The organism is Acinetobacter calcoaceticus, assembly GCF_051947995.1.
GTDB lineage: Bacteria > Pseudomonadota > Gammaproteobacteria > Pseudomonadales > Moraxellaceae > Acinetobacter.
Window position 1 is genome coordinate 79697 of sequence record NZ_JBLVVH010000005.1, and the last position, 26116, is coordinate 105812.

Consider the following 26116-nt stretch of genomic DNA (forward strand, 5'->3'; position numbering starts at 1 on the left):
GGGAAAAATGATAGAAGTGGTCGATGGGCAACGTCAGCTCAATGCGTGTAAACGAATCGTTGTTAAAATCGGATCATCTTTACTCACTGCAAATGGGCAAGGTTTAGATTTAAATGCAATTTCGCACTGGGCGAAACAAATTGCAGATCTACACAATGCCGGACATGAGATTATTCTGGTGTCTTCAGGTGCAGTTGCAGAAGGGATGGTACGCATGAAACTTGCGAGTCGACCCACTGATCTACCCAGTTTGCAAGCTTGTGCTGCGATTGGCCAAATGGGCCTGATCCATACTTGGTCAAGTGTCCTTGATCAACATGGTATCCAGACCGCACAGGTTTTACTCACGCATGATGACCTTGCCGATCGTCGTCGTTACCTCAACTCATGTGACGCTTTGCAGAACCTGATTGACTGGCATGTGATTCCGGTGATTAATGAAAATGACACCGTCTCTACGGATGAAATCCGTTTTGGGGATAATGATACTTTAGCGGCCATGGTTGCGGGTCAGGTGCATGCAGAATTACTGATTATCCTGACAGATCAGCAGGGGATGTTTGATTCCGATCCACGTAGTAACCCGAATGCGAAACTGTTTTCAGCTGTTCGGGCGCTTGATGATAGCCTGTTCGAAATGGCAGGCGGCGGTGGTGTGCTGGGTCGTGGCGGTATGGTCACCAAGGTCCGTGCCGCACGTCTCGCAGCGAGATCAGGTTGTCCGACACTGATTGCCAGTGGTGAAAGTGACAATGTACTAGCACGCTTAATGGCGGGCGAGATGTTGGGCACTTTATTTACCACAGACAATGACCGTGTCACGGCACATCAGCAATGGCTGGCCGCGCATTTGCAAACGGCTGGACGTTTAGTGATTGATGATGGTGCGGTTGAAGCGATCAAGCGTAAGCATCGCAGTTTATTACCGGTTGGCGTAAAAGCGATTGAAGGACATTTTGATCGTGGCGATGTGGTGGAATGCGTCGATAAAAACGGTGGTCGTATTGCGGTTGGACGTGTCAATTTTAGTTCACGTTCGGCAGAAATGATTAAAGGTTTATCATCAGAAAAAGTCTATCAGGTGTTAGGTGAAGCACGTTCGCTAGAAATGATTCATCGGGACCATATGGCCATTTATTAAATGACCATCGATAAAAAAGCTCGCTTTAGGCGGGCTTTTTTATATCAACTGATTTTAAGTATTTGACGTCCAAGACAGGTAGTCCTTTTTGTTCACCCATCATATAAGGGTAGTCTGCCAGTGAAAGCATCTCTACATCTTCTTCACTGTTGCCATAGGCGTAAACGGCGTGATAATCATCTAAATCATACTTTTCTAAAATACGGATTTTCTTCTGTTCGCAGCTACAGTCTTCAGAGCGATATTTTCCTGTTAACAGACCATCTTTTGTTTCGGTCTGGCTACAGATTAAATCAATCTTGAGTACATCACAGATTGGGACCAGATACAGGTCAACCGAGGCAGAGACCAGTACCACATGATCACCACGTTGTTGATGCTGCCGAAGCTGATTAAGTAAATCAGGATCTAATTTTTTGAATAATTTTTGAGTATATTCCTGCGCTAATTTTTCCACAACATCGACCGGCGTATCTTTAAACATGGTTTGGAATAGGCGTGGCCGCATGGCATGCGCAGGGTAGAGACGTAAATAGTAGGCCTGAATCCACGGCAGGATTTTCAGGCCTCGTTTCACAATATGACGTTTTGATAACGCAAAGAAAATAAATCCGGTGAAACTGTCTTTGGGATAAAGTGTTCCATCAAAATCAAATAAGGCAAGATTTATAGTTTTATACGTTTCGCTCTTTGCATGCATGCTTCATATCGTCCATTTACACGACTTGCGAACCAATTGGTATTGTAATCACGGCTGAGTTTAGGCCCTGAAATAACCACCTCAGGCATAATTGCATAAATTGGTTCTTTATTGGTTTTCGCTTGATAAAGTTTTTGAACCGCTAAGTAAGTCTGTGTATCTTCAAATTTTCTCTCTTTTTCTTTCTTTAAATCCGCACGGATCTGACGTGGCGTGACCAGCACCCGATTGCTGGTAAATGCAGCAATAATTTCTTTTTCTGACTGGCTCAGGGCGGATTGCGGATTACCATCTTTGTTATAAAGTAATAAGTCACCATCTAAATCAAGATCTTTATCTTGTATCACTTCAAGCATCTTCTGAAAAGCAGCATTACGGCTTGAATACATTCCCGAATTATAATCTGCAAAGCGGTAAATGGCTTTGTCATAATCCGCCGAATATTCCATCAGGCGATGAATGCCATAATATAAGCCGCCGTATTGGGTATACAGGTCATCACGTAATTCTGCAATATTGCCACTTTGACGCTTATGCTCTTTGGCATAGTTAATATGGACCTGCATTGAACCCAATGTGGTGATTGGATTCATTTTTTCGCCAATGTCCTGGCCGATTAATTTTGCAGCACCTGTCAAGGCGCTGACATGATAATGCTTGGACATATAGTCAAAAATTTCACGATAGAGCAAATCCAGCTCGCGTTCGGTTTTGACTTTACGCATCTGGCTCATATAGTTGTTGTCAGGAGAGGGCTGATTTTTCAACACATCTTCAAAATAACCTGCGACCGTACCGCCAATGGTTTCACCTAATTTGGCTTCAAATTTTTCCTTGAGTCGGGTATTGATTTCCTGAACTGCTTTTTCGCCTAGGCCCGGTACAGCAGGATCGGCGACAAAGTTCGATTCCTGATCAACGACCGCCACAATGCTGCACACATTTTGCTTGGATTTCGGAATACTCAATTGTTGCATGATATCAAAAATATCTTGCGACCAGGATTCCCGGTTATTTACCCGTGGTGGAAGAACTTTTTTAATCTGTTCTACCTTCATTTCAGGCTCTTTACTATTTGACCACCATGAACTATCGCCACAAGCGCTTAAACTTATGCTGATTGCCAGCAGGCTAAATGTTTTGAGTAAAGGACGAGTCGAAACCGATTTGTTCATAATGAAGACAACACCGCACAAAAAGATGAGCCGAACGGGCGAATGAAGTATACTATGTTGATCAGAAATTGTAAGAAAATATATGTATATTGGTTCATATCAACTGTCAAATAATTTGATTGTTGCCCCAATGGCCGGCGTCACCGACAGGCCCTTCCGGACACTCTGTAAGTACTTTGGTGCAGGTCATGCAGTCAGTGAAATGATGACCGCAGACAAGACCTTGCGCATGAGCAAGAAGAGCCTGTATCGGGCCAATTTCGACGGTGAGCTTGCGCCAATCTCTGCACAAATTGCAGGTTCTGATCCTGAGCAACTGGCTGAAGCAGCACGTTATCAGGTGGCAAATGGGGCGCAGATTGTTGATATCAATATGGGTTGTCCGGCCAAAAAAGTCTGCAATAAACTGGCGGGTTCGGCCTTATTACAAGATGAAGATCTGGTTGCCCGTATTCTGGATGCGGTGGTGGCAGCCGTTGATGTGCCTGTCACCCTGAAAACCCGTTTGGGCTTTTTAAATGGTCATGAAAATATTTTACGTGTGGCGAAACGTGCCGAAGAATCAGGCATTGCCGCCTTGGCCTTACACGGCCGTACCCGTGAGGATATGTATTTAAATACGGCACGTTATGAACTGATCAAGCAGGTGAAAGAACTGATTGATATTCCATTGATTGCCAATGGTGATATTGATAGTCCTGAAAAAGCCAAATATGTGCTGGATTACACCGGCGCAGATGCCATCATGATTGGACGTGCTGCTCAAGGCCGACCGTGGATTTTTCGGGAAATTGCTCACTATTTAAAATCAGGCGAGCATCTGGCTGCACCAGATATTGCAGAAGTCAAAGCAGTGTTATTGGGACATCTGGCTGAACTGTATGCGTTCTATGGTGAATATTCGGGTTGTCGTATCGCGCGTAAGCATATTGCCTGGTACACCAAAGGATTACGTTCAAGTAACGAGTTCCGCCAGAATATGTACAAAGTGGAAAATACTGCGGATCAGGCAAAAGTCGTTGAGAGCTACTTTGATCAATTACTGGATCAGGGGCAGCGAATGAGTGATGTGCAGGTTGAACAGGTCAATTTACTGGATATCAAATAATTATTCTTGTTGATATAAAAAGCCTGTAATTCAATTACAGGCTTTTTATTGGATTATTCTAAGTGAGCCGTAATTTTTTGCAGAATTTGCAGAATCACATCAAATTCACTTTGTAACGGCGTACTTTTACGAGTCACTAAAGCTAATGTGCGGCTTGGTGCAGCTTCGATTGATTTCACATCAATGTCTTCATTAAAGTGAATCATGCTGTTTTTCAAGGCAATCTCAGGTAAAAGGGTAAAGCCAAGATCCGACGATACCATTTCAACCAGTGTTGGCAATGAGCTTGCTTTTAAGCGATGATCATTTTTACGCTCACCGACCGGGCAGGCACTTAAAGCATGATCACGTAAACAGTGGCCTTCTTCAAGCAACATCAGGCGCGATAAATCCAGGTCATCGAGAGAGTTTGCATTTGCCGCATTGGTATCTTTTTTGTTGTACACCAGGAACAAATGTTCTTTCGCGATTTCGGCAACTTTAAGGCTGCGTGTATCGAAAGGAAGCGCCAGTACAATCATGTCCAGATTGCCATGTTCCAGCTTTTCTACAATCTTCTCACTTTGCGCTTCATGCAAATGCAGCTGAATTTTAGGTAGTTGCTGGTGTACTTCTTCCAATAGCTGCGTCAGGATAAAGGGTGCAATGGTTGGGATAATACCAAGATGCAAATCACCTGTGAGCGGTTCGCTCATTTCACGACTTAAGCGCATCAAATCCTGAGCATCGGCAAGCAGTACACGCGCACGCGCTACCACCTGTTCACCTAACGGTGTTAAACGGACGTTTTGACGATCACGCTCAACTAAGACGCCACCTAATAAGCGCTCTAATTCCATGATGCCGCCAGACAGCGTCGACTGGGTGACAAAGGAACGACGCGCTGCTTCAGTAAAATGTAAAGTTTCTGACAACGTAACTAAATATGATAGCTGTCTTAATGAGGGTAATGCAGCCATAGAGTCCTAGTGTGATGATCTAAAGTGGTGAGCAAACAAACCACTAAGTTGCGGAATGAAATGTGCAGGAATATCATGCCCCATTCCTTGGATTAATTCAAACTTAGCACCAGAAATTGCTTTTGCAACAGCTTTCCCGTGACTTGGCGGTAACAGTCGATCTTTTGATCCGTGTACAACCAGCGTCGGCTGAGTCATCGTTTTGTTCAATGGTAACAGAGAACCCGTACATAATATTGCTAAAAACTGTTGAAGTACACCCGCTGGATAAAAACTACGACGATATAATTTGCGAATGGTTTGAATTGATTCAACCGGATTGACATAACCCGGTGAGCCAATAATACGGAAAACATTCAGGCTGTGATTGATAATGGTTTCTTCATCGTGTGCGGCTGGCTTGCCGAGCAGGCTGAAAAGTTGTTTTGGATAGGGTGGTGGCAAAAGCGGTTGATTATTGCTGGTAAATAATAAGCCAACCTTTTCCACTTTTTCGGGATATTTTGCTGCAACAATTTGTGAAATCATACCGCCCATAGAGGCACCCAGAATATAAGTCTTCTCTAGGCCAAGCTGATCCATTAGCATCGCGACATCATCCGCCATATCATAAAGCGTGTAGGGTGCACCTTCATTCCCCAGACCAAACATAAAGCGACTCATCAATTTCATGGTATTGAGCCGTTTGCCTTTATTGCGAATTTTAGAAGATAAGCCGATGTCACGGTTATCAAAACGGATGACTCGGAAGCCTTGATCAATCAGTGCCTTACAGAAAAAGTCAGGCCAGAATAACATTTGAGCACCTAAGCCCATGACCAGCAGAATTGTTGGGTGTTCAGGGTTGCCGCCAATTTCAACATGCAATTCAATGCCATTGCCCAAAGTAACTTTGGTTTCTTGCATAAAGGAAGCATAAGGTGACACATTAAACTGGAGGGCACTGTTCATGATCTTCGTTCCGAATTGAATTCTTTTTATAACTTAAGGGCTTGCCGGACATTCTTTTCTCAGCAAGTCCTCGTATTTAAACCCTAAACCTGTGCTGGAATCAAGTCCGGAACCAGTTTGGTCAAGGTCAAACGCTGTTTACCCGCAGTTGCACCTAACAGGACAAATCCTCTTAAGGTACCTTCGCCATCCGCTGCTTTCGCGAGCATCCCATCTTCAAATTCTTCAGTTTCCCAGTTCACTTCAACATCCAGTGGCGCTGGTAATACGGTTAATGGTGCAGCAGGGGTTTTCACTGCGACTGGCATGGCAGGGTAGTGAACGGCAGTCGTTTGACCACTCAGGGTTTTTGCTAAGGCACGGGCTTGTTGCATGATCGGCATAACGAATGGAAGCAAAGTACCATTCACTTCAGCGCAGTCACCCACGGCATAAATATCCGTCTGACTGGTTTCTAATAAGGTGTTGGTAATGATGCCACGACTGGTCTGGATATCTGCTGCTTTCGCTAAAGCAATATTTGGTTGTAAACCAATTGCAGAAAGGACAATATCTGCAACTAAGGTTTGACCATTGGCTAACGTGACTGCATAGTCTTCGCCATCATTAATTTTCGTGACTTTTTCAACAGTTGTTGAGAGTGCAAATTTAATCCCTGCCTGTTCCAGATTGGTTCTGAATGCATCTGCGACATGATTAGGGAGTAAGCGACCTAAAGGCTGTGGTGCAAGGTCAATCACCGTAACTTCATAATCACTATGCAGTAAGTCATTGGCAAATTCACAGCCAATCAGACCTGCGCCCAGAATCACCACACGTTTGTCTTTACGTTTCGACAGATTTTCACGGAAAGTACGATAGTCAATCAGTGAGTTAACCACATGAATGTCTTCGCTACCATCACCAGCGATGGCTAAACGGATAGGATTGGCACCGACTGCGAGGACTAATTTTGAATAAGGCTGGGCAATGCTTTCGCCATTTTTTTCTAAAATAATTTCATGTTTTTCGGCATGGATTTCTTTAACCCAGGTTTCCGCTTCAATACGCATATTCAATTGGGTGGCCATTTTTGCAGCATCACCAAGCGCAATCTGTTCAGGTGCTTTTTTACCTGCAAAGGCATTTGATAATGTTGGTTTTGCATAATTTACCGCATCGTCCGCACAGATCATGACCAGCTCTTGCTCTGGGCTTAATTTACGAAACTCTCGCGCAACGGTATATCCAGCCATACCTGATCCGATGATGACGATTGGGTGCATTATATTCTCCAGTATTTTCTTATTTAAAAATGAATGCTCAGAAAAAAAGACCATGATTTTCATAGTCTTTTTTCTTTAATCTTTAGATTTCAACCATTTCAAAATCAGCTTTTGAAACGCCGCAATCTGGGCAGGTCCAGTCATCTGGGATATCTTCCCATTTGGTCCCTGCTGCAATGCCGTCTTGTGGCCAACCTTCTGCTTCGTCGTAAATCCAACCACAAACGATACATTGATATTTTTTCATGTGACTCTCCAAACTGATCGGTATGCTCAAGTTGCCTTTCAGTAAAACTATTCCGTAATGTCGCTATGATCGCTGCAAAAGGAACTAACTTATGTTAATCGGGAATTAGATTTTTACGCAGAACGACATTTAAGTAAAGTAAATGCAAGAGTTTAATCATTTATTCAAAAAGCGATATGGCAATTCTATCTGAAAGTCTTGTTATTTGAGCAATTGCTCTAATTTTTTATCAAAAGTTCAGGACTTATCTCATCAAAAAAGCCAATCGTATAAAAATAGTATGTATAAAAAACAAACATTCAAAATCAAGTTATGATGAAGAAAACAATGATAGAAGGAGAATAACGCATGGAAACCTTATCTTATAATATTAAAATTTATGCGACCCCTGAAAAAGTCTGGCAGGTTCTTTGGTCCCCTGAAAGCTATCCGGAATGGACCAAATTTTTTGCCTGCGACTCTACTATGCAAAGCGACTGGAAAGTGGGGGGTAAAACCTATTTTGGTGATGGCAAGGGCAATGGCATGGTCTCTACCATTGAAAGTCTGGATGAACCGAAAGAAGTTGTGTTTAAGCATCTGGGAATGATCCAGAATGGTCAGGAAGATCTGGAAAGTGAAGAGATAAAGACTTGGGCGGGTGCCTTGGAAAAATATATGCTGTTTGATTTTAATGGCGAAACCCAGTTACACGTTGAAGTGGATATTCAGCCAGAGCATACCGAATTCATGAATAAAGGCTTTGATCAGGGATTGGCAATGGTCAAGCATCTGGCTGAAAAATAAGCCCTGAGGAGGTTGATTTAACAAGGTCAACTGTTGCGTAATCTCGATTCAAAATTGATAAATCTTGATTTTTTTGAATTGTCTGATTGAAATAATACGAAAATGGGTTGTGATCTGCTATTCTATGTCACTTCATTTTTTACTTAATCGAGGCAGAGATGACGCAACAAAACGCTCAATCGACTTCTGAACAAACACTTTCCGAAAACGATTTAATCGCACAGCGTCATGCCAAGTTAAAGCAAATCCAAGAGACTGCAAAACAAACGGGTAAGAGCCCGTGGCCAAACACGTTTAAACGTGAACACTATACAGCTGATTTGCAAGAACAATTTAAAGATCAAGATAAAGCACAAATCGAAGGTGCTGAAAAAGTTTATGTCAAGGTTGCGGGTCGTGTGATGTTGAACCGTGGATCATTTATTGTGATTCAGGACATGACAGGGCGTATCCAGCTGTATGTTGACCGTAAAGGTTTAGCAACAGACGTTTTAGAAACGATCAAGAGTCTGGATCTTGGCGATATTATTGCGGCTGAAGGTTATATCGGTCGTTCTGGTAAAGGTGACTTATATGTACACCTTGAAGGCTTTGAATTGCTGACTAAATCACTACGTCCACTGCCAGACAAATTCCATGGTTTAACCGATACTGAAGCGAAATATCGTAAGCGTTATCTCGACCTGATTGTCAACGAAGAAACCCGTAAGACCTTTGAAATTCGTGCCAAAGTAGTCGCGGGTATCCGTGCATTCTTAACCAATGAACGTTTCATGGAAGTTGAAACGCCAATGATGCATGTGATTCCAGGTGGTGCATCAGCAAAACCATTCGTAACCCATCATAATGCATTGGATATGGAGCTTTACCTGCGTATCGCACCTGAGCTTTATTTAAAGCGTCTGGTTGTGGGTGGTTTCGAGCGTGTGTTTGAAATTAACCGTAACTTCCGTAACGAAGGTGTTTCAACACGTCATAACCCAGAATTCACCATGATCGAATTCTATCAAGCTTATGCCGACTATAAAGACTTGATGGTATTGACTGAGAACATGCTTGAAAAGCTGGCAATTGATATTTTAGGTACTACTGATGTGCCGTATGGTGATGAAGTGTATAGCTTCAAAGGCCCATTCAAGAAAATCTCAATGTTTGATGCAATTCTTGAACATAACCCAGACTTCACGCCTGAAAATGTCAATGACCGTGAGTTCTTGGCGAAATTCACTCAGGACGTGTTAAAAGAACAGGTGAAACCAGGTTTCGGTTTAGGCAAGTTGCAAACGATCGTATTTGAAGAAACGGTAGAAACCAAGTTACGCCAACCAACATTCATTACTGAATATCCAGCTGAAACCTCACCACTTGCGCGCCGTAATGATGACAATCCACACATTACCGATCGTTTCGAATTCTTTATCGGTGGTCGTGAGTTAGCCAATGGCTTCTCGGAGTTAAATGACCCGATTGATCAGGCGGAACGTTTCCAGGCACAGGTTGCTGAAAAAGATGCAGGTGATGATGAAGCCATGCATTACGATGCCGACTTTATCGAAGCCTTGGAATATGGCTTGCCACCGACAGCAGGTCAGGGTATCGGTATTGACCGTTTGGTGATGTTATTTGCGAATGCGCCAAGTATCCGTGATGTATTGTTATTCCCGCATATGCGCCGTAAAGACTAATCCTCTTTCTAAAAAAGCCACGTTTAGCGTGGCTTTTTTTATGCTTGAATGTGTTATTCAGCTTGCATTTCTTTTGCAAATTTTTCTGCGGCTTGCATAATTTTAGGCGTAATCGCATCCATTTGTTTATAGCCCACTTGCATGCTTTTTTGCATCACGATGGGCATTTTATCAATGGTCGATTGTCCTACAGGCGTTTTATAGAATTGGATCATGCCGTCAACTTCTTCTTGGGTAAATTCTTCGGCATAGATTTTGATCATTTCTGGTTCCAGTTTTGCCCACGTCAACTCCTCTTGCATAATTTTGCCAAGTTCCTGTGAGTAATTAACTAGAGCAAGCTCTTGTTTTGTTGTTAGTTTTTTACCTCGAGTGAGCTTTTCGATACTTGAATGCATCATGTTGTTGATCTGTGGACTCATTTGGCCCAGAAACTGTTCTGACTTGGTGATTTTTAATAATTCCTTTACCGAGCCTTTTGAGGCAGGTTGAGCAAACGCGGGGATAGAAATTATGGTGCCTAGAATAAGGGTTATAAACAATTTTTTCATGATTTAATTTCGTTGATGTTATAAGTAAAATGAATGGTACTGATCGCTCATCATTATTGTCAATTTGATCATGCATGTTAAAAAATGTAATTGTTTCGTTTGGCGATTGAAATGTACTCTTAAACCAACGATCATGTCTGCATAAATAAATTTGAGAACAGTCTGGACATGTTTTTAAAAAAATCGCTTTGTATCGCATTATTTGCTGCTCTTTCTTCCCCGGTATATGCTCAGGGTCTTGTGCTCAACGATGAAAATTTAAGAACAGATTTAAACTGGTTGAACCAGCAAGGTGTCATTCAAATCAGCACATCGACTTGGCCAATGAGCGGTGACGAGATTCAACGTGCATTATCCCAAGCAAAAGTAAGCAATAACACGCAGCAGAAAGTGATTAATTCTGTATTGAATGCATTACAGGCAGATAATGCTACCGTCAAAGTCGGCTTGCATGCAGGTACTGATCTTAAAACGGTTCCTCAAGCGTTTGGTGATAATCAGAAATCCCAATATCAAATCGCTGCTGAATTTAATGCCGGTGGCGAGAACTGGGATGCCAAATTACGTGTCAATGGTGAGAAAGATCCATTGATTGATAATGGTCATGATGCCAATGTCGAAGGTTCATATATCGCAGGTAAACTGTGGAACCAATGGGTGATTGCCGGTCAAATTCCAACCTATTGGGGCCCTGGACATGATGGTAGCTTGATTCGTGGTGATGCCAGTCGTCCCGTGTATGGCGTGACCGTGCAACGTGCAGTACAAAATGCATTTGAGAGCAAATGGCTCTCTTGGATCGGGCCGTGGCAGTATCAGGCTTTTGCTGGACAGTTAAATGACTACAAAGCCGTTCCGGACACCAAATTGATTGGTTTGCGTTTAACAGCACGACCATTCCCGGCTTTAGAACTTGGTGCTTCACGTGCTATTCAGTGGGGTGGCGAAGGACGTCCTGAAAGCTTAAGCTCTTTATGGGATGCCTGGACTGGGACGAAGGATAATGGCGGTACAGGTAAAGAAGACCCATCTAACCAGATTGCAGGCTTTGATGGTCGCTTGTTCTTACAACCCTTATTTAATGTGCCTGTCAGTTTGTATACGCAATTTGTAGGTGAAGATGAAGCGGGTGGTCTACCTGCAAAATATATGTACCTTGCTGGTGCTGATTTCTCATCAAGCTATAACAATATGCCGTACCAACTCTATGCAGAATGGGCAGATACCCGTACCAACGGCGAAGCAAAAGGCATTTCATATAGCCATACCACATATAAAGATGGTTACTACCAGCATGGATTCCCGCTAGGACATGCCATGGGCGGTGATGGTCAGATGTATTCGGTAGGTGGTGATATTCGTTTTGATGTGATGAATCGCCTAGGTGGGCGCGTGATCTACGCTAAAGTGAGCCAGACCCAACGTGTTCAAGACAATAATGCTGCATTCCCTGAAGCCGATACCATCAAAGGGTTAGATGTAACTTGGACCCACTACCTAAAACCAACCATTCCATTAAAAGTAAATGGCTGGGTCAGCGACTCAGATCGTGATGGACGTGATGGTGGTGTTTCTGTAGGCGTTGAAATTCCATTGGAAACCAAAATGTTCCGCTTCTAAACAAAGCTGAGCTATTAAAAAAAGAAGTCCTGATGGGCTTCTTTTTTTATTTATTCATGTGAAATGGATTGTTTTGATATTCCAGATTGTTATTTTCATATCATAATTTTGCATATCAATATGAAAAAACAAGCTAAAGAACTGCATCTAAATTATTATAATGAATATCCTTTACTCGATCGTGAAAAGTAACACGAGTAAGAATCTCGATATCATGAAAAATTGGAGTTGTTATGGCACTCGTTCCTCCACACAGTCTTCAAAGTGGTGGTTTGATACCACTTATAGATTTTATGGATAGCATGGATAAGGGGGAAATTGTACATGACTGAAAATAGATTAACGCACCTCAAGCAACTTGAGGCAGAAAGTATTCATATTATTCGTGAAGTTGCAGCTGAGTTTGAAAATCCGGTGATGCTTTACTCGATTGGTAAAGACTCAGCCGTGATGCTGCATCTGGCACTTAAGGCATTCTATCCGGCAAAACTTCCATTTCCGCTATTGCATGTCGATACTGGCTGGAAGTTTAAAGACATGATTGCGTTCCGTGACAACATGGCAAAAACCCACGGCTTCGATTTGATCGTGCATCAAAATGTAGAGGGCCGTGATGCGGGGATTAATCCGTTTGACCACGGTAGTTCAAAATATACCGACATCATGAAAACCCAAGGTCTAAAACAGGCTTTGGATAAATACCAGTTTGATGCCGCTTTTGGTGGTGCGCGCCGTGATGAAGAAAAATCACGTGCCAAGGAACGTGTCTATTCGTTCCGTGATAGTAAGCATCGTTGGGATCCTAAGAACCAGCGTCCAGAACTTTGGAACCTTTATAACGGTAAAGTGAACAAAGGCGAAAGTATTCGTGTCTTCCCTTTATCGAACTGGACCGAGCTGGATATCTGGCAATATATCTATCTGGAAAATATCCAGATTGTTCCTCTTTATTTCTCTGCAGTTCGTCCTGTGGTTGAACGCAGTGGTACGTTGATCATGGTGGATGATGAACGTATGCGCTTAAAAGAGGGCGAAGTTCCACAAATGAAATCGGTACGTTTCCGTACGCTGGGCTGTTATCCGTTAACAGGTGCAGTTGAGTCTGAAGCAGATACCTTGCCTGAAATTATTCAGGAAATGCTTTTAGCGACCAGTTCTGAGCGTCAGGGTCGTATGATCGATCACGATGAAGCGGGCTCGATGGAAAAGAAAAAGCAAGAAGGTTATTTCTAATTTCCTTAAGCAAGTCCCTCTTTTTAAAGAGGGATTTAGGGAGATTAAAAGCGATTTCTAAAGAATATGTGGAGTTTTGAGCAATGTCTCATCAATCAGATCTTATTAGCCAAGATATCTTGGGTTATTTAAAACAACATGAACAAAAAGACTTATTGCGTTTTTTGACGTGCGGTAACGTCGATGATGGTAAAAGTACCTTAATTGGTCGTTTACTTTACGATTCAAAACTGATTTATGAAGATCAGTTGCAAGCTGTTACCCGTGACAGTAAGAAAGTCGGAACGACAGGTGATGCACCTGACCTTGCTTTGCTGGTTGATGGTCTACAGGCTGAACGTGAGCAGGGGATTACCATTGATGTGGCTTATCGTTATTTCTCGACAGAAAAGCGCAAGTTCATCATTGCCGATACACCTGGACATGAACAATACACGCGTAACATGGCAACAGGTGCATCCACTGCCGATCTTGCGATTATCCTGATTGATGCACGTTATGGTGTGCAAACCCAAACTCGCCGTCATTCATTTATTGCAAGCTTGCTCGGGATTAAAAACATCGTTGTTGCGATCAACAAAATGGATCTGGTTGAATTTTCGGAAGCGCGTTTCAACGAAATTCAGGTTGAATATGATGCTTTCGTCAGCCAACTCGGTGATCGACGTCCTGAAAATATTCTGTTCGTGCCAATCTCGGCATTGAATGGCGATAACGTGGTGAATCCATCTGCAAGTACGCCATGGTACAAGGGTGAAACCTTGATGAGCATTCTTGAGTCTGTGGAAATCAAACGTGAATCAAATAAACATGAATTCCGTTTCCCGGTTCAGTATGTAAACCGTCCAAACCTCGATTTCCGCGGTTTTGCCGGAACGATTGCATTAGGTGCAATTAATGTGGGGGATGAGATTGTTGCATTGCCATCAGGCAAAAAATCAACAGTGAAAGAGATTGTCACTTTTGATGGCAATCTTGAGCAGGCTGTTGCAGGCCAGGCCGTGACTTTAACCTTAAATGATGAAATTGATATTTCTCGTGGTAACGTTTTAGTCCGTGCGGGCGAACAACCTTTGATTTCACGTAGTGTACGTGCGTCAGTGGTGTGGATGAATGAACATCCACTGGTGAAAGGCAAGCTGTACAACGTCAAAATTGGCACTCAGACGGTTCCTGCTAAAGTTACAGCGATTAACTTCCGTGTCAATGTCAATACCTTGGAACATACGCAAGTTGAAGAACTTGAGCTGAATGCCATTGCAGATGTTGTGGTTGAGTTTGATGCGCCCGTGGTCTTTGACCAATATCAAGACAGCCGTTACACAGGTTCATTCATCTTTATTGACCGTTTAAGCAACGTCACGGTTGGTGCAGGTATGGTTGAAGCGGCAGTTGAATGGACTGCGCATAGCAATCCTGTGACTGCGGAAGATCGTGCGGCGCGGTTAGGTCAAAAGCCTGCGGTGATTGGTGTGTCTGCGTCGTTGATTGAGAAAGCTCAAGCTTTAGAGAGTCTATTGATTCAGCAAGGTGTGGTTGCGATTGCGAAAGCCAATTTAACGGCTGAGCAAATTGCATTGTTACGTGAAACAGGTGTGGTAATTATTACCACAACTGATGAAGGTACGGATACTGAAATCACTGCTGACACGGTTGAAGAAGCGGCTGAGAAAGTTGTGGAATTGGTTCGTCTTTAATCGTCTGAATTGATGTTAAAAAACCCGCGTAAGCGGGTTTTTTTATGCTTATGGGATTAATCGCATAATAATGAAGCATTTAAAATATATGTGATATTTCACATAAAATATTTCCTTATACAATGCCTTCCTTAGAGAGGTGTGTATGAAAAAAATATTATTTTTAATGGGGTTATGTCTAGCTTTTAATGTCGAGGCCAAACAGGTAGAGAATAGTACAGCGGCAATTAAGCGAAAAATTATTCAAGAATCTATTGAGAGCTATCCAGGTAATTGTCCGTGCCCCTATAACACTGCGCGTAATGGTAGTCGCTGTGGAAAACGTAGTGCTTATAATCGTGCCGGTGGATACACACCTTATTGTTATCCAGAAGATGTCAGTGATCGAAAGGTAAAAGCATATAAAGAAAAGAAAAACCTAGTTTAAAAAAAGCCCCTGCAATAGGGGCTTCTTAATGCATCAAAACTGCTTTGTTAAAAGGCATGGAGGGATAATCTACGAATATATTGCTGCGGATCTAAAGGATAGTCTTTAATTAACTTTAAGAAAACCGCCTGATCACCTTGATATAACGCGCGGGTTGCTTCTTCGTAGTTGGGCATATTACCTAACATTGCCGACATAACGCGATCAGTGGCTTGTTTAGCCAGCATGATATTACTTTCAGAGGCTGGATCATTCAGCTCCTTATCAATCAGTTTGCGAATCACTGCTGATGCACTGGCACTCTGTTGATCTAACCAGTCCCAGTGTTTTTTCTGTAAGGTAATTTCACGAGAGATCACACCGAGTTTTGGACGACCAACTTTCTTTTCCGGTTCAGGTTCGCTGTAGCGCTGCTGAATCTCTTGCTCAGCACCTGAAAGGTCAAGGTCGATCTGTCGACCTGTTTGATCGTTGAAAATCAGGATCGTCTCGGCAGTTTCACCAAGTTGTTTGAGCTTTAATGCAATGTCAGCAAGTTGCGCTTGAGCAATCAGCGTATAGCCGGAAAAAGCAGTATAGGTCGGTTGAGTATTCATTTTATTCACATATTTTTATACGGGTAAAATAATATTACCAGGGTAAAAATAAATTAGCAATCACATCGATCCATTTTCTCAGAGTGATTTGATCTGGTTAGGCTAAATTCTGGAAAACCGATCTAAAAAATAATGCAGATAGAATGCCAATTTTCATTTTTATTCTGCGTTGATCGCGCTTTTATGAGACAATGTTTTTTTATTTTTGTGTATTAGGACTCCCATGATTGAGCAATCTCCTGAATCTTTAAGCGATATCGAAATTTTAGACATTTTACAGTCTATGAAAAAAGATAAGCTGGATACGGAAGCAAATGAGATCATCCGTAATGGGGGGAAAGCTGGGCGTCAAGAAGCACATAAACAGGCTTTGGTTGCACTGAATACCAGCTTTGAGGACAAGTTTGTCGAAGCTGTAACTTTGGCATTGGGTCTGAATTCAGGTCAGGCTAAAAAAATTCGTTATAAAAAAGACCGTATCCGTATTTTAAAAGCCCGTGGCATTGATTATTTAGCGATTGACGGTGCAGAAACCGCACAGGTATTGGCTCAAGTTGCACAGGCTATTGGTCGTGAAGATGCAACAGTAACCCATGACTTGCACAATATTTTTCCATTCTGGAAAGAGGGCTGGCCAATGGTTCAATTCGACAATGCATACAAAATTCTAGCCGAAGATATTAGCATCCATTATCAGGCGACATTGGATACCTTATTGGCACAACTTGGTGGAAACTAAGCGCGGATAATCGCCAGTTCTACTCATTAATCAAACATAACAAGGAATGTTAGTTTATGAGTTCATTACCTCATATTCCACCTGAAGCATTAGATGTATTACGTGAAGGACAACTGATCGAGGCCATCAAGATTACCCGTGAGCAAACCGGGTTGGGGTTAAAAGAATCAAAGGATTTAATCGATCAGTATTTGCAAGCTCATCCTCAAGAGCAGGCACGTGTGCAGGAGCAGGTGGCACAGCGTAGCCGTGGTGGCGTAAAGGTTGTGGTCTTTATTGTGGTGTTACTGACCATTCTGATTTGGTTTGTTATGAAATAAAGAAAGCCCGTTAAACGGGCTTTTTTTTTGACTTTTACTTAGTCTTCAGACTGAATAATCGTGTCATTTTCCTGACTTGGTAAAACTTGCGTTACCAATAACTGGTCAATTTTATAATGGTCAATATCGACCACTTCAAACTTGAAGCCCGCATATTCTACGGCATCCGCAGGACGCGGGATCTTGCGTAGGCGATACATGATAAAGCCGGCAATGGTTTCATAATTCTCATTTTCAGGAAATTCTTCAATTTCCAGAACATGCTTGACGTCTTCAATCGGTGTGCCCCCATCAATGAGCCAGGAATGATTGTCCCGCTTAATGATCTGCTGTTCTTCATCCATTGGCGTTACCCAATCGCCCATGACGGTGATCATGATGTCACTTAGTGTAATCACCCCGACTACCAGTGCATATTCATTAATCACGACTGCAAATTTCTCTTTGGTCGAACGGAAGCGGTCGAGCAATTCTGACAGGGTCAGGGTATCTGGAATCATTAACACATTACGAATGGTCGATTCATTCAGTTGTGTGAATGACTGTTTATTCAGAATACGCACCAGAATATCTTTGGCGTCGACATAGCCAATCACCTGATCAATATGTTCATTACAGACCAGAAATTTTGAATAAGGGTATTCACCCAGTTTTTGACGAATACTGTCTTCAGGTTCTGTGAGGGTGAAAAACACCACATTTTCACGGGTGGTCATACTTGAAGGAACGGTACGTTCCTCCAGTTCAAATACGTTTTCAATGAAATGGTGTTCCTGCTTTTGTAGTACTCCCGCTTGTGCACCTGCATCCATGACGGCTGAAATATCGTCAAAAGTAATATTGTCATCACGAATGGTGTTGACCTTGAATAAGCGGAATAACAGATTGGCAATTGCATTGATGCCCCAAGCCAGAGGTTTGCAGATTTTAATAAAAATCTGAATCGGCTCAATCACACTGATGGCAATTTTTTCTGGCGCAATCATCGCCAGTCGTTTTGGCATCAGGTCGGCAAACAGAATGAACAAGGACGTGACCATGGTAAAGGAAAGAGCAAAACCAATGGTTTCTAGCCAAGGACCGGAATAAACCCGGACAATCAGGTCAACGAAGAACGGCCGGAAGGCTGCTTCACCGAGAATACCACCCAGGATTGCAACGGCATTTAAACCGATTTGCGAGGCTGCGAAGAAGTCAGCCGATTGTTCTTGTAGATCTAAAACTTTTTGAGCGCGGGTTTCGCCAGATTCGGCCAAAATTTTTAATTTAACTTTTCTAGCGCCAGCGAGAGCAATTTCTGTGAGTGATAAAAAGCCTGCTGCTGAAATCAGCAGGGCGATAACAATAATATTCTGGAAGAGACTCACACATCACCTGTGTTGCATATTATTATGAATATGTTGTAACACAAAAAAGAACAGAGGTAATCAAATCATTACCTCGTTATAACAATTTCGCTTAAGAAACAAGCATATCCATAGGGAATTAAATATTATTATAGAGCAATATTTTAGTATTGTGAAAATTGTGAGTTATTTAAGAGAAATTCACGATTCTCTTCCTCAATCATCTGGCGTGCCACAAACAGAATAAGCTGTCTTAACCAGCGGTGGGCTGGATGATGATGGAGTAAAGGACACCATGCCATTTTTAATTCAAACTCGGGAATATAAAATGGAGGATCCTTTATAACCAGTTTTGGATTTTGGGTTTGCAAACGCGCCATACGTGTCGGCAGGGTGGCAATCAAATCTACATTTTGTGCTAACAATGCCGGCATCTGATAATGTCGGGTAAACACTGAAATTTTACGGCGCTGACCAATACGTTCTAAAGCCTGATCAATCCAGCCAAGACCTGCCTGTTTATCCGGATTGACACCGAAACCAACACCCATGCCCGTTTTTGATACCCAGATATGCTGAGCATCTAAATAGCTTTTCAGGTTTAAGTGGGTCACAGCAGGGTGTTTGTCATTTAAAATGCAGCTAAAACTATCGCGCCAAACCAGAACCTGATGGAAACTTTGTGGGATTTCATTGAAGCGGTTAATGGCAAGATCTACTTTACCTTGCTCCATGTCCCGATAAGACACATCACTCGGCGTCAAGAAATCCAGTACCACATTGGGTGCTTCCGAACGCAATGCCTTGACCAGGCGAGGGACTAAGGTAGCTTCGGCATAATCCGAGGTCATGATACGGAACACGCGCGTACTGGTATAAGGACGGAATTCGGTACGTGGCTCCAGAATCATGGAAAGATCTGACAGCGCATCGCGAATGCGCGGTTGTAATTCTAATGCACGCTCAGTCGGCGTCATGCCTTCAGAAGAGCGAATCAGGAGGGGATCATTAAACAGATTACGTAAACGACGTAAAATATTACTCATCGCAGGCTGGGTAACACCGAGTTGCTCTGCGGCGCGTGTGACATTTTTTTCACGAAGAAGTACGTCAAGATAAATTAATAAATTAAGATCGACCCGCTCCAGATTCATAAAAAAAATACCGAAAATAAAATCCTTAAATTGTGTTGAATTATGACATATCTAAAGCCTTTTGTGTAACTTAATCCTACATAAAAGCAACAGCGATAAGGCATCCGGGAAAGTTTGCCGCATTGAGGCAATCCATTGAATTAAGGCAGCTGAAATTTTGCGCGATTCTTTTTCTGATACGGGGTTGAAATAGGATAAAAATTTATATTTTTTTACGCTTTGAATGTCTGTTTTTCTGCATTTTTTGAACTGGTCAGTCTAGAAAAACCGCCTAAAATCTGGTTTTTAAGTATTTTTGTGTATTTTAAAAATAAAATAAAAACAATGTCTTATATTTGATTTTTGCGTATTTTGAAAAACGTCTATACATATATTTTTTAAGAAAATACCGAAGATTAAGCTAGAATATTGGATAAATCGCTTGCCAAAGACTAAGCTTTGAGACATGTTGATGAGGCGCTTGAAATCTAGACTAAATAAAATCAGGATTTTTAGCCCCCGTTCGATGCCAATCCTCAAAGGAATAGATCATGACTACATATCAAACAGCGATTGATGCAATCCGCGAATTAAAAGCAAAATTTGGCAATACTTGGGCAGATATTAGTCCTGAAGATGCTGCTCGTATGCAACTACAAAACCGTTTCAAAACCGGTTTGGACATTGCTAAATACACAGCTGCGATTATGCGTCGTGATATGGCTGCTTATGATGCAGATTCTAGCAAATATACTCAATCATTAGGTTGCTGGCACGGTTTTATCGCACAACAAAAAATGATTGCGAACAAAAAATACTTCGGTACAACTGAACGTCGCTATATCTACCTTTCTGGTTGGATGGTTGCTGCACTTCGTTCAGAATTTGGTCCACTTCCTGACCAATCAATGCATGAAAAAACTTCTGTTCCTGCTTTGATCGAAGAAATCTACACTTTCTTACGTCAAGCTGACGCAAAAGAACTAAACGATTTATTCCGTGCACTTAAAAAAGCACAAGAAGCAGGTGATACTGCTAAAGCAGCTGAAATCACTGCTCAAATCGATAACTTTGAAACTCATGTTGTGCCAATCATTGCGGACATCGATGCTGGTTTCGGTAACGAAGAAGCGACTTACTTACTTGCGAAGAAAATGATCGAAGCGGGTGCGTGTGCACTTCAAATCGAAAACCAAGTATCTGACGCAAAACAATGTGGTCACCAAGCGGGTAAAGTAACTGTTCCACATGAAGACTTCATCGCTAAAATCCATGCATTACGTTATGCATTCTTAGAAATGGGTCTTGATGACGGTATCATCGTTGCACGTACTGACTCTGAAGGCGCTGACTTGACTCAAAAAATCCCAGTGGTTAAAGAGCCAGGCGACATCGCTTCTCAATACATCAGCTACTTGGATACAACTGAAATTGACATCGCTGATGCTCAAGAAGATGAAATCCTGATCAAGCGTGATGGTAAATTACACCGTCCTAAGCGTTTAGCTTCTGGTTTATATCAGTTCCGTCCTGACACTCAAATTGACCGTGTGGTACTTGACTGTGTATCTAGCCTTCAAAATGGTGCTGACCTTCTTTGGATCGAAACTGCGACTCCAAACGTAGAAGAAATCGCTCACATGGTTAACCGTGTTAAAGAAGTTGTTCCAAATGCGAAGCTTGTTTATAACAACAGCCCATCATTCAACTGGACTTTAAACTTCCGTCAACAAGCTTATGACCGTTGGGTTGCTGAAGGTAAGGACGTTTCTGCATACGACCGCGCTAAATTAATGAGTGCTGAGTATGATGACAGTGAATTAGCTGCTGATGCTGATGCTAAGATCCGTACATTCCAGGCAGATGCTTCTCGTGAAGCAGGTGTGTTCCATCACTTGATCACACTTCCGACTTACCACACTGCTGCTCTTTCTACGCATGAGCTTGCACAAGGTTACTTCGGTTCTGAAGGTATGTTGGCTTATGTTGCTGGCGTACAACGTAAAGAAATCCGTGGTGGTATCGCTTGTGTTAAACACCAAGCAATGGCGGGTTCTGACATCGGTGATGATCACAAAGAAATCTTCTCTGGTGACAATGCGCTTAAAGCACATGATGATGCTAAAAACACAATGAACCAATTCGCTGCTCACTAAGCACTGAACTGATTCAAAAAGAAACCCTGCGAAAGCAGGGTTTTTTATTGTTTAAATCATTGCTTAAGGCCAGATAAATGTTCGGCTCTGTAAAAAATAAATTGTTCTATTTTTAATTATATTGAGTAGTATCTATTTAAACATTTCTATTATTTGCATGGTTGATTAACCTCTGTTAAGTAGACCCAAGTCTCAGATAGAACCCTTTGAAATCAACTGTTCAGCAGACCGGTCATTCAATCAAGAGATATAAAAAAACTGCCCTTATAGGGCAGTTTTTTTATTGCAGAAATAATAAATTATTTCTCAACACCTGCTGGTTGACCTGCAAGTTTTGCATTTGCATAGTCCCAGTTAACTAGGCTTTCTAAGAAAGTCGCGATGTATTTTGGACGTAAGTTACGGAAGTCGATGTAGTAAGCGTGTTCCCAAACGTCGATCGTCAATACAGCGATTTGACCGTGTGCAAGTGGTGTATCTGCATTGGCAGTTTTAGTAATCGATAATTTACCGTTTACTTCGTCAGCAACTAACCAAGCCCAACCTGAACCGAATTGAGTTGTTGCAGCAGCAGTGAATTCTTCTGCAAACTTTTCGTAGCTACCAAATGCTTCGTCAATTTTCGCTGCAATCGCGCCTGTAGGTTTACCACCACCATTTGGCTTCATGCTGTTCCAGTAGAATGTGTGGTTCCATACTTGAGCAGCATTGTTGAAGATACCTGCTTTAGATGCATCACCAGCAGAAGCCTTGATGATTTCTTCTAAAGTTTTACCTTCAAGATCAGTACCCTTGATTAAGTTGTTTAAGTTAACAACATAAGTATTGTGGTGTTTGTCGTGATGGTATTCTAAAGTTTCGCGAGTGATGTGTGGTGCTAGATCATCATAGCCATATGGAAGTGCAGGTAAAGTAATGGTTGTCATGTTTCATTCCTTGCAAATTTGCTGGGTTTTACATTAAGTGTTTTTATTGTAAATGATTCTGCATGCAATAGGGCAGTCTTTTAATACACAAAATATGCAAAAAATTTCCATCTGAGACATATACCATACACAAGATAGAATTAGAGCCAATGATGATTTTGGTTTATCTTTGAGCTGGCTCTAATCTACATTGATCAAGCAGAAGTTTTTAACTTTATTATTTAAAATCAATTTTTTATTGCTGTTAAAGCCGCATGGTAGCGGCGATTGACCTCATCCCAGTCCACCACATTATAAAAAGCCGCAATATATTCAGGTCGACGGTTTTGATATTTTAGATAATAGGCATGTTCCCATACATCCAGTCCTAAAATAGGGATATGACCATGCATCAGGGGCGAGTCCTGATTGGCACTGCTTTCCACCACAATTTTACCTTCAGGTGTGACACTCAGCCACGCCCATCCACTTCCGAAACGGCTAATGGCTGCTTTGGTAAATGCTTCTTTAAATGCATCAAAACCACCGAGTTGCTGGTCAATAGCTTTTGCAATATCACCTGTGGGTTCACCACCACCGTGGGGGCTCATAACGGTCCAGAACAGTGAATGGTTGGCATGTCCACCAGCATTATTGATCACCATAGGTTTAAGCTCGGCTGGCACCTCATTCACTTTGGCAACCAGCTCCTCTACAGGAAATTTTTCCCATACCGTGCCTTCAATTGCTGCATTAATATTATTGATATAGGTTTGATGATGCTTAGTATGATGAATTTCCATGGTCCTGGTATCGATATTGGGTTCAAGTGCATCATAGGCATAAGGCAGCGCAGGTAAAGAATAAGCCATGTGTTTGATTCCTTTTCTAATCAATGTAGTTTTATGAGGATGAAATTAAGCGCTTTCATTATTGATACAAAAGCAAATGAGAATCAATATCTTTTAATTTGCTTTTATCTATGTGATATGAGTTAAAAAATAAATTTTATTTATCAGTCAATTGAGAGAGGAGCAGAGGTGTGGGGATGTATTTAAAATTATGATTATAGAGATGAGCCACTATGCAATCAGGACGCTACATCATTAAGCGACCAAAAATGAATCGATGGGTGGCAGAAAATTGGAAAATAAAAAGCAGATAAAGGAATGAAATGAATTTCACTCCTTTATCTGTGCATTGGCTTAAATTGGATTGTTGAGCTCAAAATACTCAGATTCAATGGCAAACTGAGTTGCAATGGCTTGCGCCAAGCGCTGTACACCATAACGTTCAGTGGCATGATGACCACAAGCAAAATAGTGAACCCCTAACTCTTTGGCTTCATAGAAAGTACGTTCACTGACTTCACCTGAAATATAAGCATCGCAATCTGCTTGAGCAGCTTTGGCAATAAAGTCTTGTGCGCCGCCTGTACAGAAGCCAATCTTTTTGATTGCAGTTTTATCGCTCGGTAAATGAATCACATTAAAATCAAAGACAGCTTGTAACTTCGCTTTAAATTGCTCAGGATTCAGTGCATGGTCTAAATAGCCAATATTACCGATAGGATGCTTTTCACTTGGATCTAATGCTTCCAGATCGTTTAGCTTCAACAAATCGGCAATAGCGACGTTATTGCCCAAGCTTGGATGTGCATCTAGTGGCAGGTGATAGGCAATCAGGGAAATATTATTCTGGATCAGTTTTTTAATGCGATTGCCACGCATACCGGTAATCGGATAGGGTTCGCCTTTCCAGAAGTAGCCATGATGCACCAGTAAGGCGTCCGCCTGTTGAGCAATTGCGGTATCTATCGCATCTTCAGAAGCGGTCACGGCGCATAAAATTTTATTGACCTCGGCTTTGCCTTCAATTTGTAAGCCATTTGGTGCATAGTCTTTAAACTCGTTTGCTTTTAAAGTTTGATTACACCAGTGCACAATATCACGCAAATTTGCCATGCGATTCCTCAAATGATTAACAGCTTGTATAGACGTCAATAAAAACATATTTTTAAATGTAACTAAAGCTAGACAAAACTTTTTTAACTTTTGCATTGATTTTAAGCAATTTACTTTACAATAGTGGAAACTTCCAGTTCTTCAATAAATTACGTACATCACATAATTTCGCCTAGAGGATAATAGACGTGCGCCGTGCATTTACATGGTTACCTTGGGTATTACTCATTCTTGTTATATTTAGTTTTCTGGCTTGGCAGAAATCACATCAACCGAAACCGACTGTTGCGGCTGATGGGGTAAAAATGCCGGCAGAAAAGGTTGAGCCTCTCATTGATACATCACGTGCCGGTGGGGTGGTTTCCTATAGTGCTGCGGTCAAAGTGGCTGCGCCTGCTGTGGTAAATATTTTTACCACGCAGAAAGTAAAACAGATGAATCATCCATTATTGAATGATCCTGTATTTCGCGAGTTCTTTGGCAATCAGGTGCCGCAACAGCCTCAAAATGAAAATAGTCTGGGTTCTGGGGTGATTGTTCGTGCAGATGGTTATATCCTGACCAATAATCATGTGATTGCTCAGGCTGAACATATTGTAGTGGCACTGCATGATGGTCGCCGTGCTGAAGCAAAAGTGATTGGTACAGATCCTGATACGGATCTGGCTGTGATCAAGATCGAGTTAGATAAATTGCCAGTCTTGCCATTCAAATTGAGTGGTAACGAAGTCGGTGATGTCGTGCTCGCGATTGGTAATCCATTTGGTGTCGGCCAAACCGTAACCCAAGGGATCATCTCAGCGACGGGCCGTTCTGACTTGGGGATCAATACCTATGAAGACTTTATTCAAACCGATGCGGCAATTAATCCGGGTAATTCGGGTGGTGCATTGATTGATGTTGCGGGCAACCTGATTGGTGTCAATACTGCAATTTTCTCTCAATCTGGCGGTTCATTGGGGATTGGTTTTGCGATTCCTGCCAAGGTTTGTCAGCAAGTGCTTAATTCAATCCTGAAAGATGGTCGTGTCGTGCGTGGCTGGTTAGGCATTAGCTTAATTCCAAATAATCTGGATGAAGATGTATTGGCTGCTAAACCGATAGGGGTTACCGTTGCCGATGTATTGCGTGACGGGCCTTCAGACGTAGCTGGAATTAAGCGTGGTGACAAGATTATTCAAGTCAATAACGAGCAGATTTCTTCCGCTTCACATTTAATCAATTATGTGGCTTTGCAAGATCCAGGCAGCCTGATTGATGTGATTGTCGAGCGTGACGGTAAGCAGCAAACCTTGCAAGTGAAAGTGGGTGAGCGTAAAGTACAGCAAAATGCGCAATCTCAATATATTCCGTTGCCGAAACATCAATAATAAAGTTGATGCGCTTTATCTAAAAAAGGGTCGCTTAAAGCG

General features: G+C 42.1%; 25 protein-coding genes. 12 read left to right on the top strand and 13 right to left on the bottom strand.

Going from position 1 to position 26116, the window contains the following annotated elements:
• The first annotated feature begins 7 nt into the window (after nt 1–7).
• Nucleotides 8–1141 (top strand): glutamate 5-kinase, encoded by a 1134-nt coding sequence (proB, locus tag ACNQO6_RS11335; protein ID WP_440209013.1) that lies wholly within the window; start codon nt 8–10, stop codon nt 1139–1141.
• A 25-nt stretch (nt 1142–1166) separates the two neighbouring features.
• Here the strand turns inward: proB and ACNQO6_RS11340 are convergent, their stop codons facing one another.
• The gene (locus ACNQO6_RS11340; protein WP_440209014.1) at nt 1167–1841 is read right to left on the bottom strand and encodes an HAD-IB family hydrolase; all 675 of its coding nucleotides are present in this window, start codon (nt 1839–1841) and stop codon (nt 1167–1169) included.
• Nucleotides 1808–3016 (bottom strand): DUF1615 family protein, encoded by a 1209-nt coding sequence (locus ACNQO6_RS11345; protein WP_440209015.1) that lies wholly within the window; start codon nt 3014–3016, stop codon nt 1808–1810. The genes ACNQO6_RS11340 and ACNQO6_RS11345 overlap by 34 nt, the downstream gene beginning before the upstream one ends.
• 82 nt (nt 3017–3098) lie before the next feature.
• Here ACNQO6_RS11345 and dusB point away from each other — a divergent pair, with 82 nt between their 5' ends.
• Entirely contained in the window at nt 3099–4124 is a 1026-nt protein-coding gene (dusB, locus tag ACNQO6_RS11350) for a tRNA dihydrouridine synthase DusB (RefSeq protein WP_440209016.1), read from the top strand.
• 53 nt (nt 4125–4177) lie between these two features.
• On the opposite strand, the gene oxyR is transcribed toward dusB, so the two are convergent.
• From oxyR to rubA, 4 genes are all read right to left on the bottom strand, one after another.
• On the bottom strand, nt 4178–5083 hold the full coding sequence (oxyR, locus tag ACNQO6_RS11355; RefSeq protein ID WP_004773664.1) for a LysR family transcriptional regulator OxyR: 906 nt from the start codon (nt 5081–5083) through the stop codon (nt 4178–4180).
• A 6-nt stretch (nt 5084–5089) separates the two neighbouring features.
• A complete protein-coding gene (estB, locus tag ACNQO6_RS11360) occupies nt 5090–6034 on the bottom strand; it encodes an esterase EstB (RefSeq protein ID WP_005231565.1) in 945 nt (314 codons plus the stop codon).
• 83 nt (nt 6035–6117) lie between these two features.
• Complete coding sequence (rubB, locus tag ACNQO6_RS11365) at nt 6118–7299, bottom strand: rubredoxin reductase RubB (protein ID WP_440209017.1); 1182 nt, start codon at nt 7297–7299, stop codon at nt 6118–6120.
• A gap of 82 nt (nt 7300–7381) precedes the next feature.
• Nucleotides 7382–7546, bottom strand: a complete 165-nt coding sequence (gene rubA, locus ACNQO6_RS11370) for a rubredoxin RubA (protein WP_004678010.1) — start codon at nt 7544–7546, stop codon at nt 7382–7384.
• Nucleotides 7547–7894: 348 nt separating this feature from the next.
• Here rubA and ACNQO6_RS11375 point away from each other — a divergent pair, with 348 nt between their 5' ends.
• Both ACNQO6_RS11375 and lysS read left to right on the top strand, forming a co-directional pair.
• Complete coding sequence (locus ACNQO6_RS11375) at nt 7895–8332, top strand: SRPBCC family protein (RefSeq protein WP_440209018.1); 438 nt, start codon at nt 7895–7897, stop codon at nt 8330–8332.
• 158 nt (nt 8333–8490) lie between these two features.
• The gene (lysS, locus tag ACNQO6_RS11380; protein ID WP_202740691.1) at nt 8491–10017 is read left to right on the top strand and encodes a lysine--tRNA ligase; all 1527 of its coding nucleotides are present in this window, start codon (nt 8491–8493) and stop codon (nt 10015–10017) included.
• A gap of 53 nt (nt 10018–10070) precedes the next feature.
• Here lysS and ACNQO6_RS11385 read toward each other — a convergent pair whose 3' ends face one another.
• Nucleotides 10071–10568: a DUF2059 domain-containing protein gene (locus ACNQO6_RS11385; RefSeq protein WP_440209019.1), complete on the bottom strand. Its 498-nt coding sequence runs from the start codon at nt 10566–10568 to the stop codon at nt 10071–10073.
• A 168-nt stretch (nt 10569–10736) separates the two neighbouring features.
• On the opposite strand from ACNQO6_RS11385, the gene ACNQO6_RS11390 reads away from it, so the two are divergent.
• The 4 genes from ACNQO6_RS11390 to ACNQO6_RS11405 all read left to right on the top strand — a co-directional run bounded on the left by ACNQO6_RS11390 (nt 10737) and on the right by ACNQO6_RS11405 (nt 15545).
• Nucleotides 10737–12188, top strand: a complete 1452-nt coding sequence (locus tag ACNQO6_RS11390) for a capsule assembly Wzi family protein (RefSeq protein WP_440209020.1) — start codon at nt 10737–10739, stop codon at nt 12186–12188.
• A gap of 324 nt (nt 12189–12512) precedes the next feature.
• Nucleotides 12513–13421, top strand: coding sequence for a sulfate adenylyltransferase subunit CysD (gene cysD / locus ACNQO6_RS11395; RefSeq protein ID WP_005231558.1), 909 nt, complete (start codon nt 12513–12515; stop codon nt 13419–13421).
• A gap of 83 nt (nt 13422–13504) precedes the next feature.
• Complete coding sequence (gene cysN / locus ACNQO6_RS11400; protein ID WP_440209021.1) at nt 13505–15118, top strand: sulfate adenylyltransferase subunit CysN; 1614 nt, start codon at nt 13505–13507, stop codon at nt 15116–15118.
• 145 nt (nt 15119–15263) lie between these two features.
• Entirely contained in the window at nt 15264–15545 is a 282-nt protein-coding gene (locus tag ACNQO6_RS11405) for a hypothetical protein (protein ID WP_440209022.1), read from the top strand.
• Nucleotides 15546–15592: 47 nt separating this feature from the next.
• Here ACNQO6_RS11405 and ACNQO6_RS11410 read toward each other — a convergent pair whose 3' ends face one another.
• Nucleotides 15593–16141, bottom strand: a complete 549-nt coding sequence (locus ACNQO6_RS11410; protein ID WP_440209023.1) for a DUF2239 family protein — start codon at nt 16139–16141, stop codon at nt 15593–15595.
• Nucleotides 16142–16364: 223 nt separating this feature from the next.
• Here ACNQO6_RS11410 and ACNQO6_RS11415 point away from each other — a divergent pair, with 223 nt between their 5' ends.
• Nucleotides 16365–16880: a hypothetical protein gene (locus ACNQO6_RS11415; protein WP_005231554.1), complete on the top strand. Its 516-nt coding sequence runs from the start codon at nt 16365–16367 to the stop codon at nt 16878–16880.
• 56 nt (nt 16881–16936) lie between these two features.
• The gene (locus tag ACNQO6_RS11420; RefSeq protein WP_440209024.1) at nt 16937–17200 is read left to right on the top strand and encodes a ribosomal protein L7/L12; all 264 of its coding nucleotides are present in this window, start codon (nt 16937–16939) and stop codon (nt 17198–17200) included.
• A gap of 38 nt (nt 17201–17238) precedes the next feature.
• Here ACNQO6_RS11420 and ACNQO6_RS11425 read toward each other — a convergent pair whose 3' ends face one another.
• Both ACNQO6_RS11425 and ACNQO6_RS11430 read right to left on the bottom strand, forming a co-directional pair.
• Nucleotides 17239–18567 (bottom strand): hemolysin family protein, encoded by a 1329-nt coding sequence (locus tag ACNQO6_RS11425; protein WP_343578826.1) that lies wholly within the window; start codon nt 18565–18567, stop codon nt 17239–17241.
• A gap of 143 nt (nt 18568–18710) precedes the next feature.
• Nucleotides 18711–19700: a LysR family transcriptional regulator gene (locus tag ACNQO6_RS11430; RefSeq protein WP_004773639.1), complete on the bottom strand. Its 990-nt coding sequence runs from the start codon at nt 19698–19700 to the stop codon at nt 18711–18713.
• A gap of 530 nt (nt 19701–20230) precedes the next feature.
• On the opposite strand from ACNQO6_RS11430, the gene ACNQO6_RS11435 reads away from it, so the two are divergent.
• Entirely contained in the window at nt 20231–21835 is a 1605-nt protein-coding gene (locus ACNQO6_RS11435; protein WP_396513749.1) for an isocitrate lyase, read from the top strand.
• Nucleotides 21836–22134: 299 nt separating this feature from the next.
• Here ACNQO6_RS11435 and ACNQO6_RS11440 read toward each other — a convergent pair whose 3' ends face one another.
• The 3 genes from ACNQO6_RS11440 to ACNQO6_RS11450 form a co-directional block, all read right to left on the bottom strand.
• Nucleotides 22135–22761: a superoxide dismutase gene (locus tag ACNQO6_RS11440; RefSeq protein ID WP_004638474.1), complete on the bottom strand. Its 627-nt coding sequence runs from the start codon at nt 22759–22761 to the stop codon at nt 22135–22137.
• A gap of 227 nt (nt 22762–22988) precedes the next feature.
• Nucleotides 22989–23612 (bottom strand): superoxide dismutase, encoded by a 624-nt coding sequence (locus tag ACNQO6_RS11445; protein ID WP_440209025.1) that lies wholly within the window; start codon nt 23610–23612, stop codon nt 22989–22991.
• A gap of 333 nt (nt 23613–23945) precedes the next feature.
• Entirely contained in the window at nt 23946–24704 is a 759-nt protein-coding gene (locus tag ACNQO6_RS11450; RefSeq protein WP_440209026.1) for a Nif3-like dinuclear metal center hexameric protein, read from the bottom strand.
• 188 nt (nt 24705–24892) lie between these two features.
• Here ACNQO6_RS11450 and ACNQO6_RS11455 point away from each other — a divergent pair, with 188 nt between their 5' ends.
• A complete protein-coding gene (locus ACNQO6_RS11455) occupies nt 24893–26074 on the top strand; it encodes a trypsin-like peptidase domain-containing protein (protein ID WP_343580174.1) in 1182 nt (393 codons plus the stop codon).
• The last annotated feature ends 42 nt before the right edge of the window (nt 26075–26116 follow it).

Coding starts and splice junctions, on each gene's coding strand:
- proB (WP_440209013.1), top strand. CDS start 8: ATGATAGAAGTGGTCGATGGGCAACGTCAGCTCAATGCGTGTAAACGA.
- ACNQO6_RS11340 (WP_440209014.1), bottom strand. CDS start 1,841: ATGCATGCAAAGAGCGAAACGTATAAAACTATAAATCTTGCCTTATTT.
- ACNQO6_RS11345 (WP_440209015.1), bottom strand. CDS start 3,016: ATGAACAAATCGGTTTCGACTCGTCCTTTACTCAAAACATTTAGCCTG.
- dusB (WP_440209016.1), top strand. CDS start 3,099: ATGTATATTGGTTCATATCAACTGTCAAATAATTTGATTGTTGCCCCA.
- oxyR (WP_004773664.1), bottom strand. CDS start 5,083: ATGGCTGCATTACCCTCATTAAGACAGCTATCATATTTAGTTACGTTG.
- estB (WP_005231565.1), bottom strand. CDS start 6,034: ATGAACAGTGCCCTCCAGTTTAATGTGTCACCTTATGCTTCCTTTATG.
- rubB (WP_440209017.1), bottom strand. CDS start 7,299: ATGCACCCAATCGTCATCATCGGATCAGGTATGGCTGGATATACCGTT.
- rubA (WP_004678010.1), bottom strand. CDS start 7,546: ATGAAAAAATATCAATGTATCGTTTGTGGTTGGATTTACGACGAAGCA.
- ACNQO6_RS11375 (WP_440209018.1), top strand. CDS start 7,895: ATGGAAACCTTATCTTATAATATTAAAATTTATGCGACCCCTGAAAAA.
- lysS (WP_202740691.1), top strand. CDS start 8,491: ATGACGCAACAAAACGCTCAATCGACTTCTGAACAAACACTTTCCGAA.
- ACNQO6_RS11385 (WP_440209019.1), bottom strand. CDS start 10,568: ATGAAAAAATTGTTTATAACCCTTATTCTAGGCACCATAATTTCTATC.
- ACNQO6_RS11390 (WP_440209020.1), top strand. CDS start 10,737: ATGTTTTTAAAAAAATCGCTTTGTATCGCATTATTTGCTGCTCTTTCT.
- cysD (WP_005231558.1), top strand. CDS start 12,513: ATGACTGAAAATAGATTAACGCACCTCAAGCAACTTGAGGCAGAAAGT.
- cysN (WP_440209021.1), top strand. CDS start 13,505: ATGTCTCATCAATCAGATCTTATTAGCCAAGATATCTTGGGTTATTTA.
- ACNQO6_RS11405 (WP_440209022.1), top strand. CDS start 15,264: ATGAAAAAAATATTATTTTTAATGGGGTTATGTCTAGCTTTTAATGTC.
- ACNQO6_RS11410 (WP_440209023.1), bottom strand. CDS start 16,141: ATGAATACTCAACCGACCTATACTGCTTTTTCCGGCTATACGCTGATT.
- ACNQO6_RS11415 (WP_005231554.1), top strand. CDS start 16,365: ATGATTGAGCAATCTCCTGAATCTTTAAGCGATATCGAAATTTTAGAC.
- ACNQO6_RS11420 (WP_440209024.1), top strand. CDS start 16,937: ATGAGTTCATTACCTCATATTCCACCTGAAGCATTAGATGTATTACGT.
- ACNQO6_RS11430 (WP_004773639.1), bottom strand. CDS start 19,700: ATGAATCTGGAGCGGGTCGATCTTAATTTATTAATTTATCTTGACGTA.
- ACNQO6_RS11435 (WP_396513749.1), top strand. CDS start 20,231: ATGACTACATATCAAACAGCGATTGATGCAATCCGCGAATTAAAAGCA.
- ACNQO6_RS11440 (WP_004638474.1), bottom strand. CDS start 22,761: ATGACAACCATTACTTTACCTGCACTTCCATATGGCTATGATGATCTA.
- ACNQO6_RS11445 (WP_440209025.1), bottom strand. CDS start 23,612: ATGGCTTATTCTTTACCTGCGCTGCCTTATGCCTATGATGCACTTGAA.
- ACNQO6_RS11450 (WP_440209026.1), bottom strand. CDS start 24,704: ATGGCAAATTTGCGTGATATTGTGCACTGGTGTAATCAAACTTTAAAA.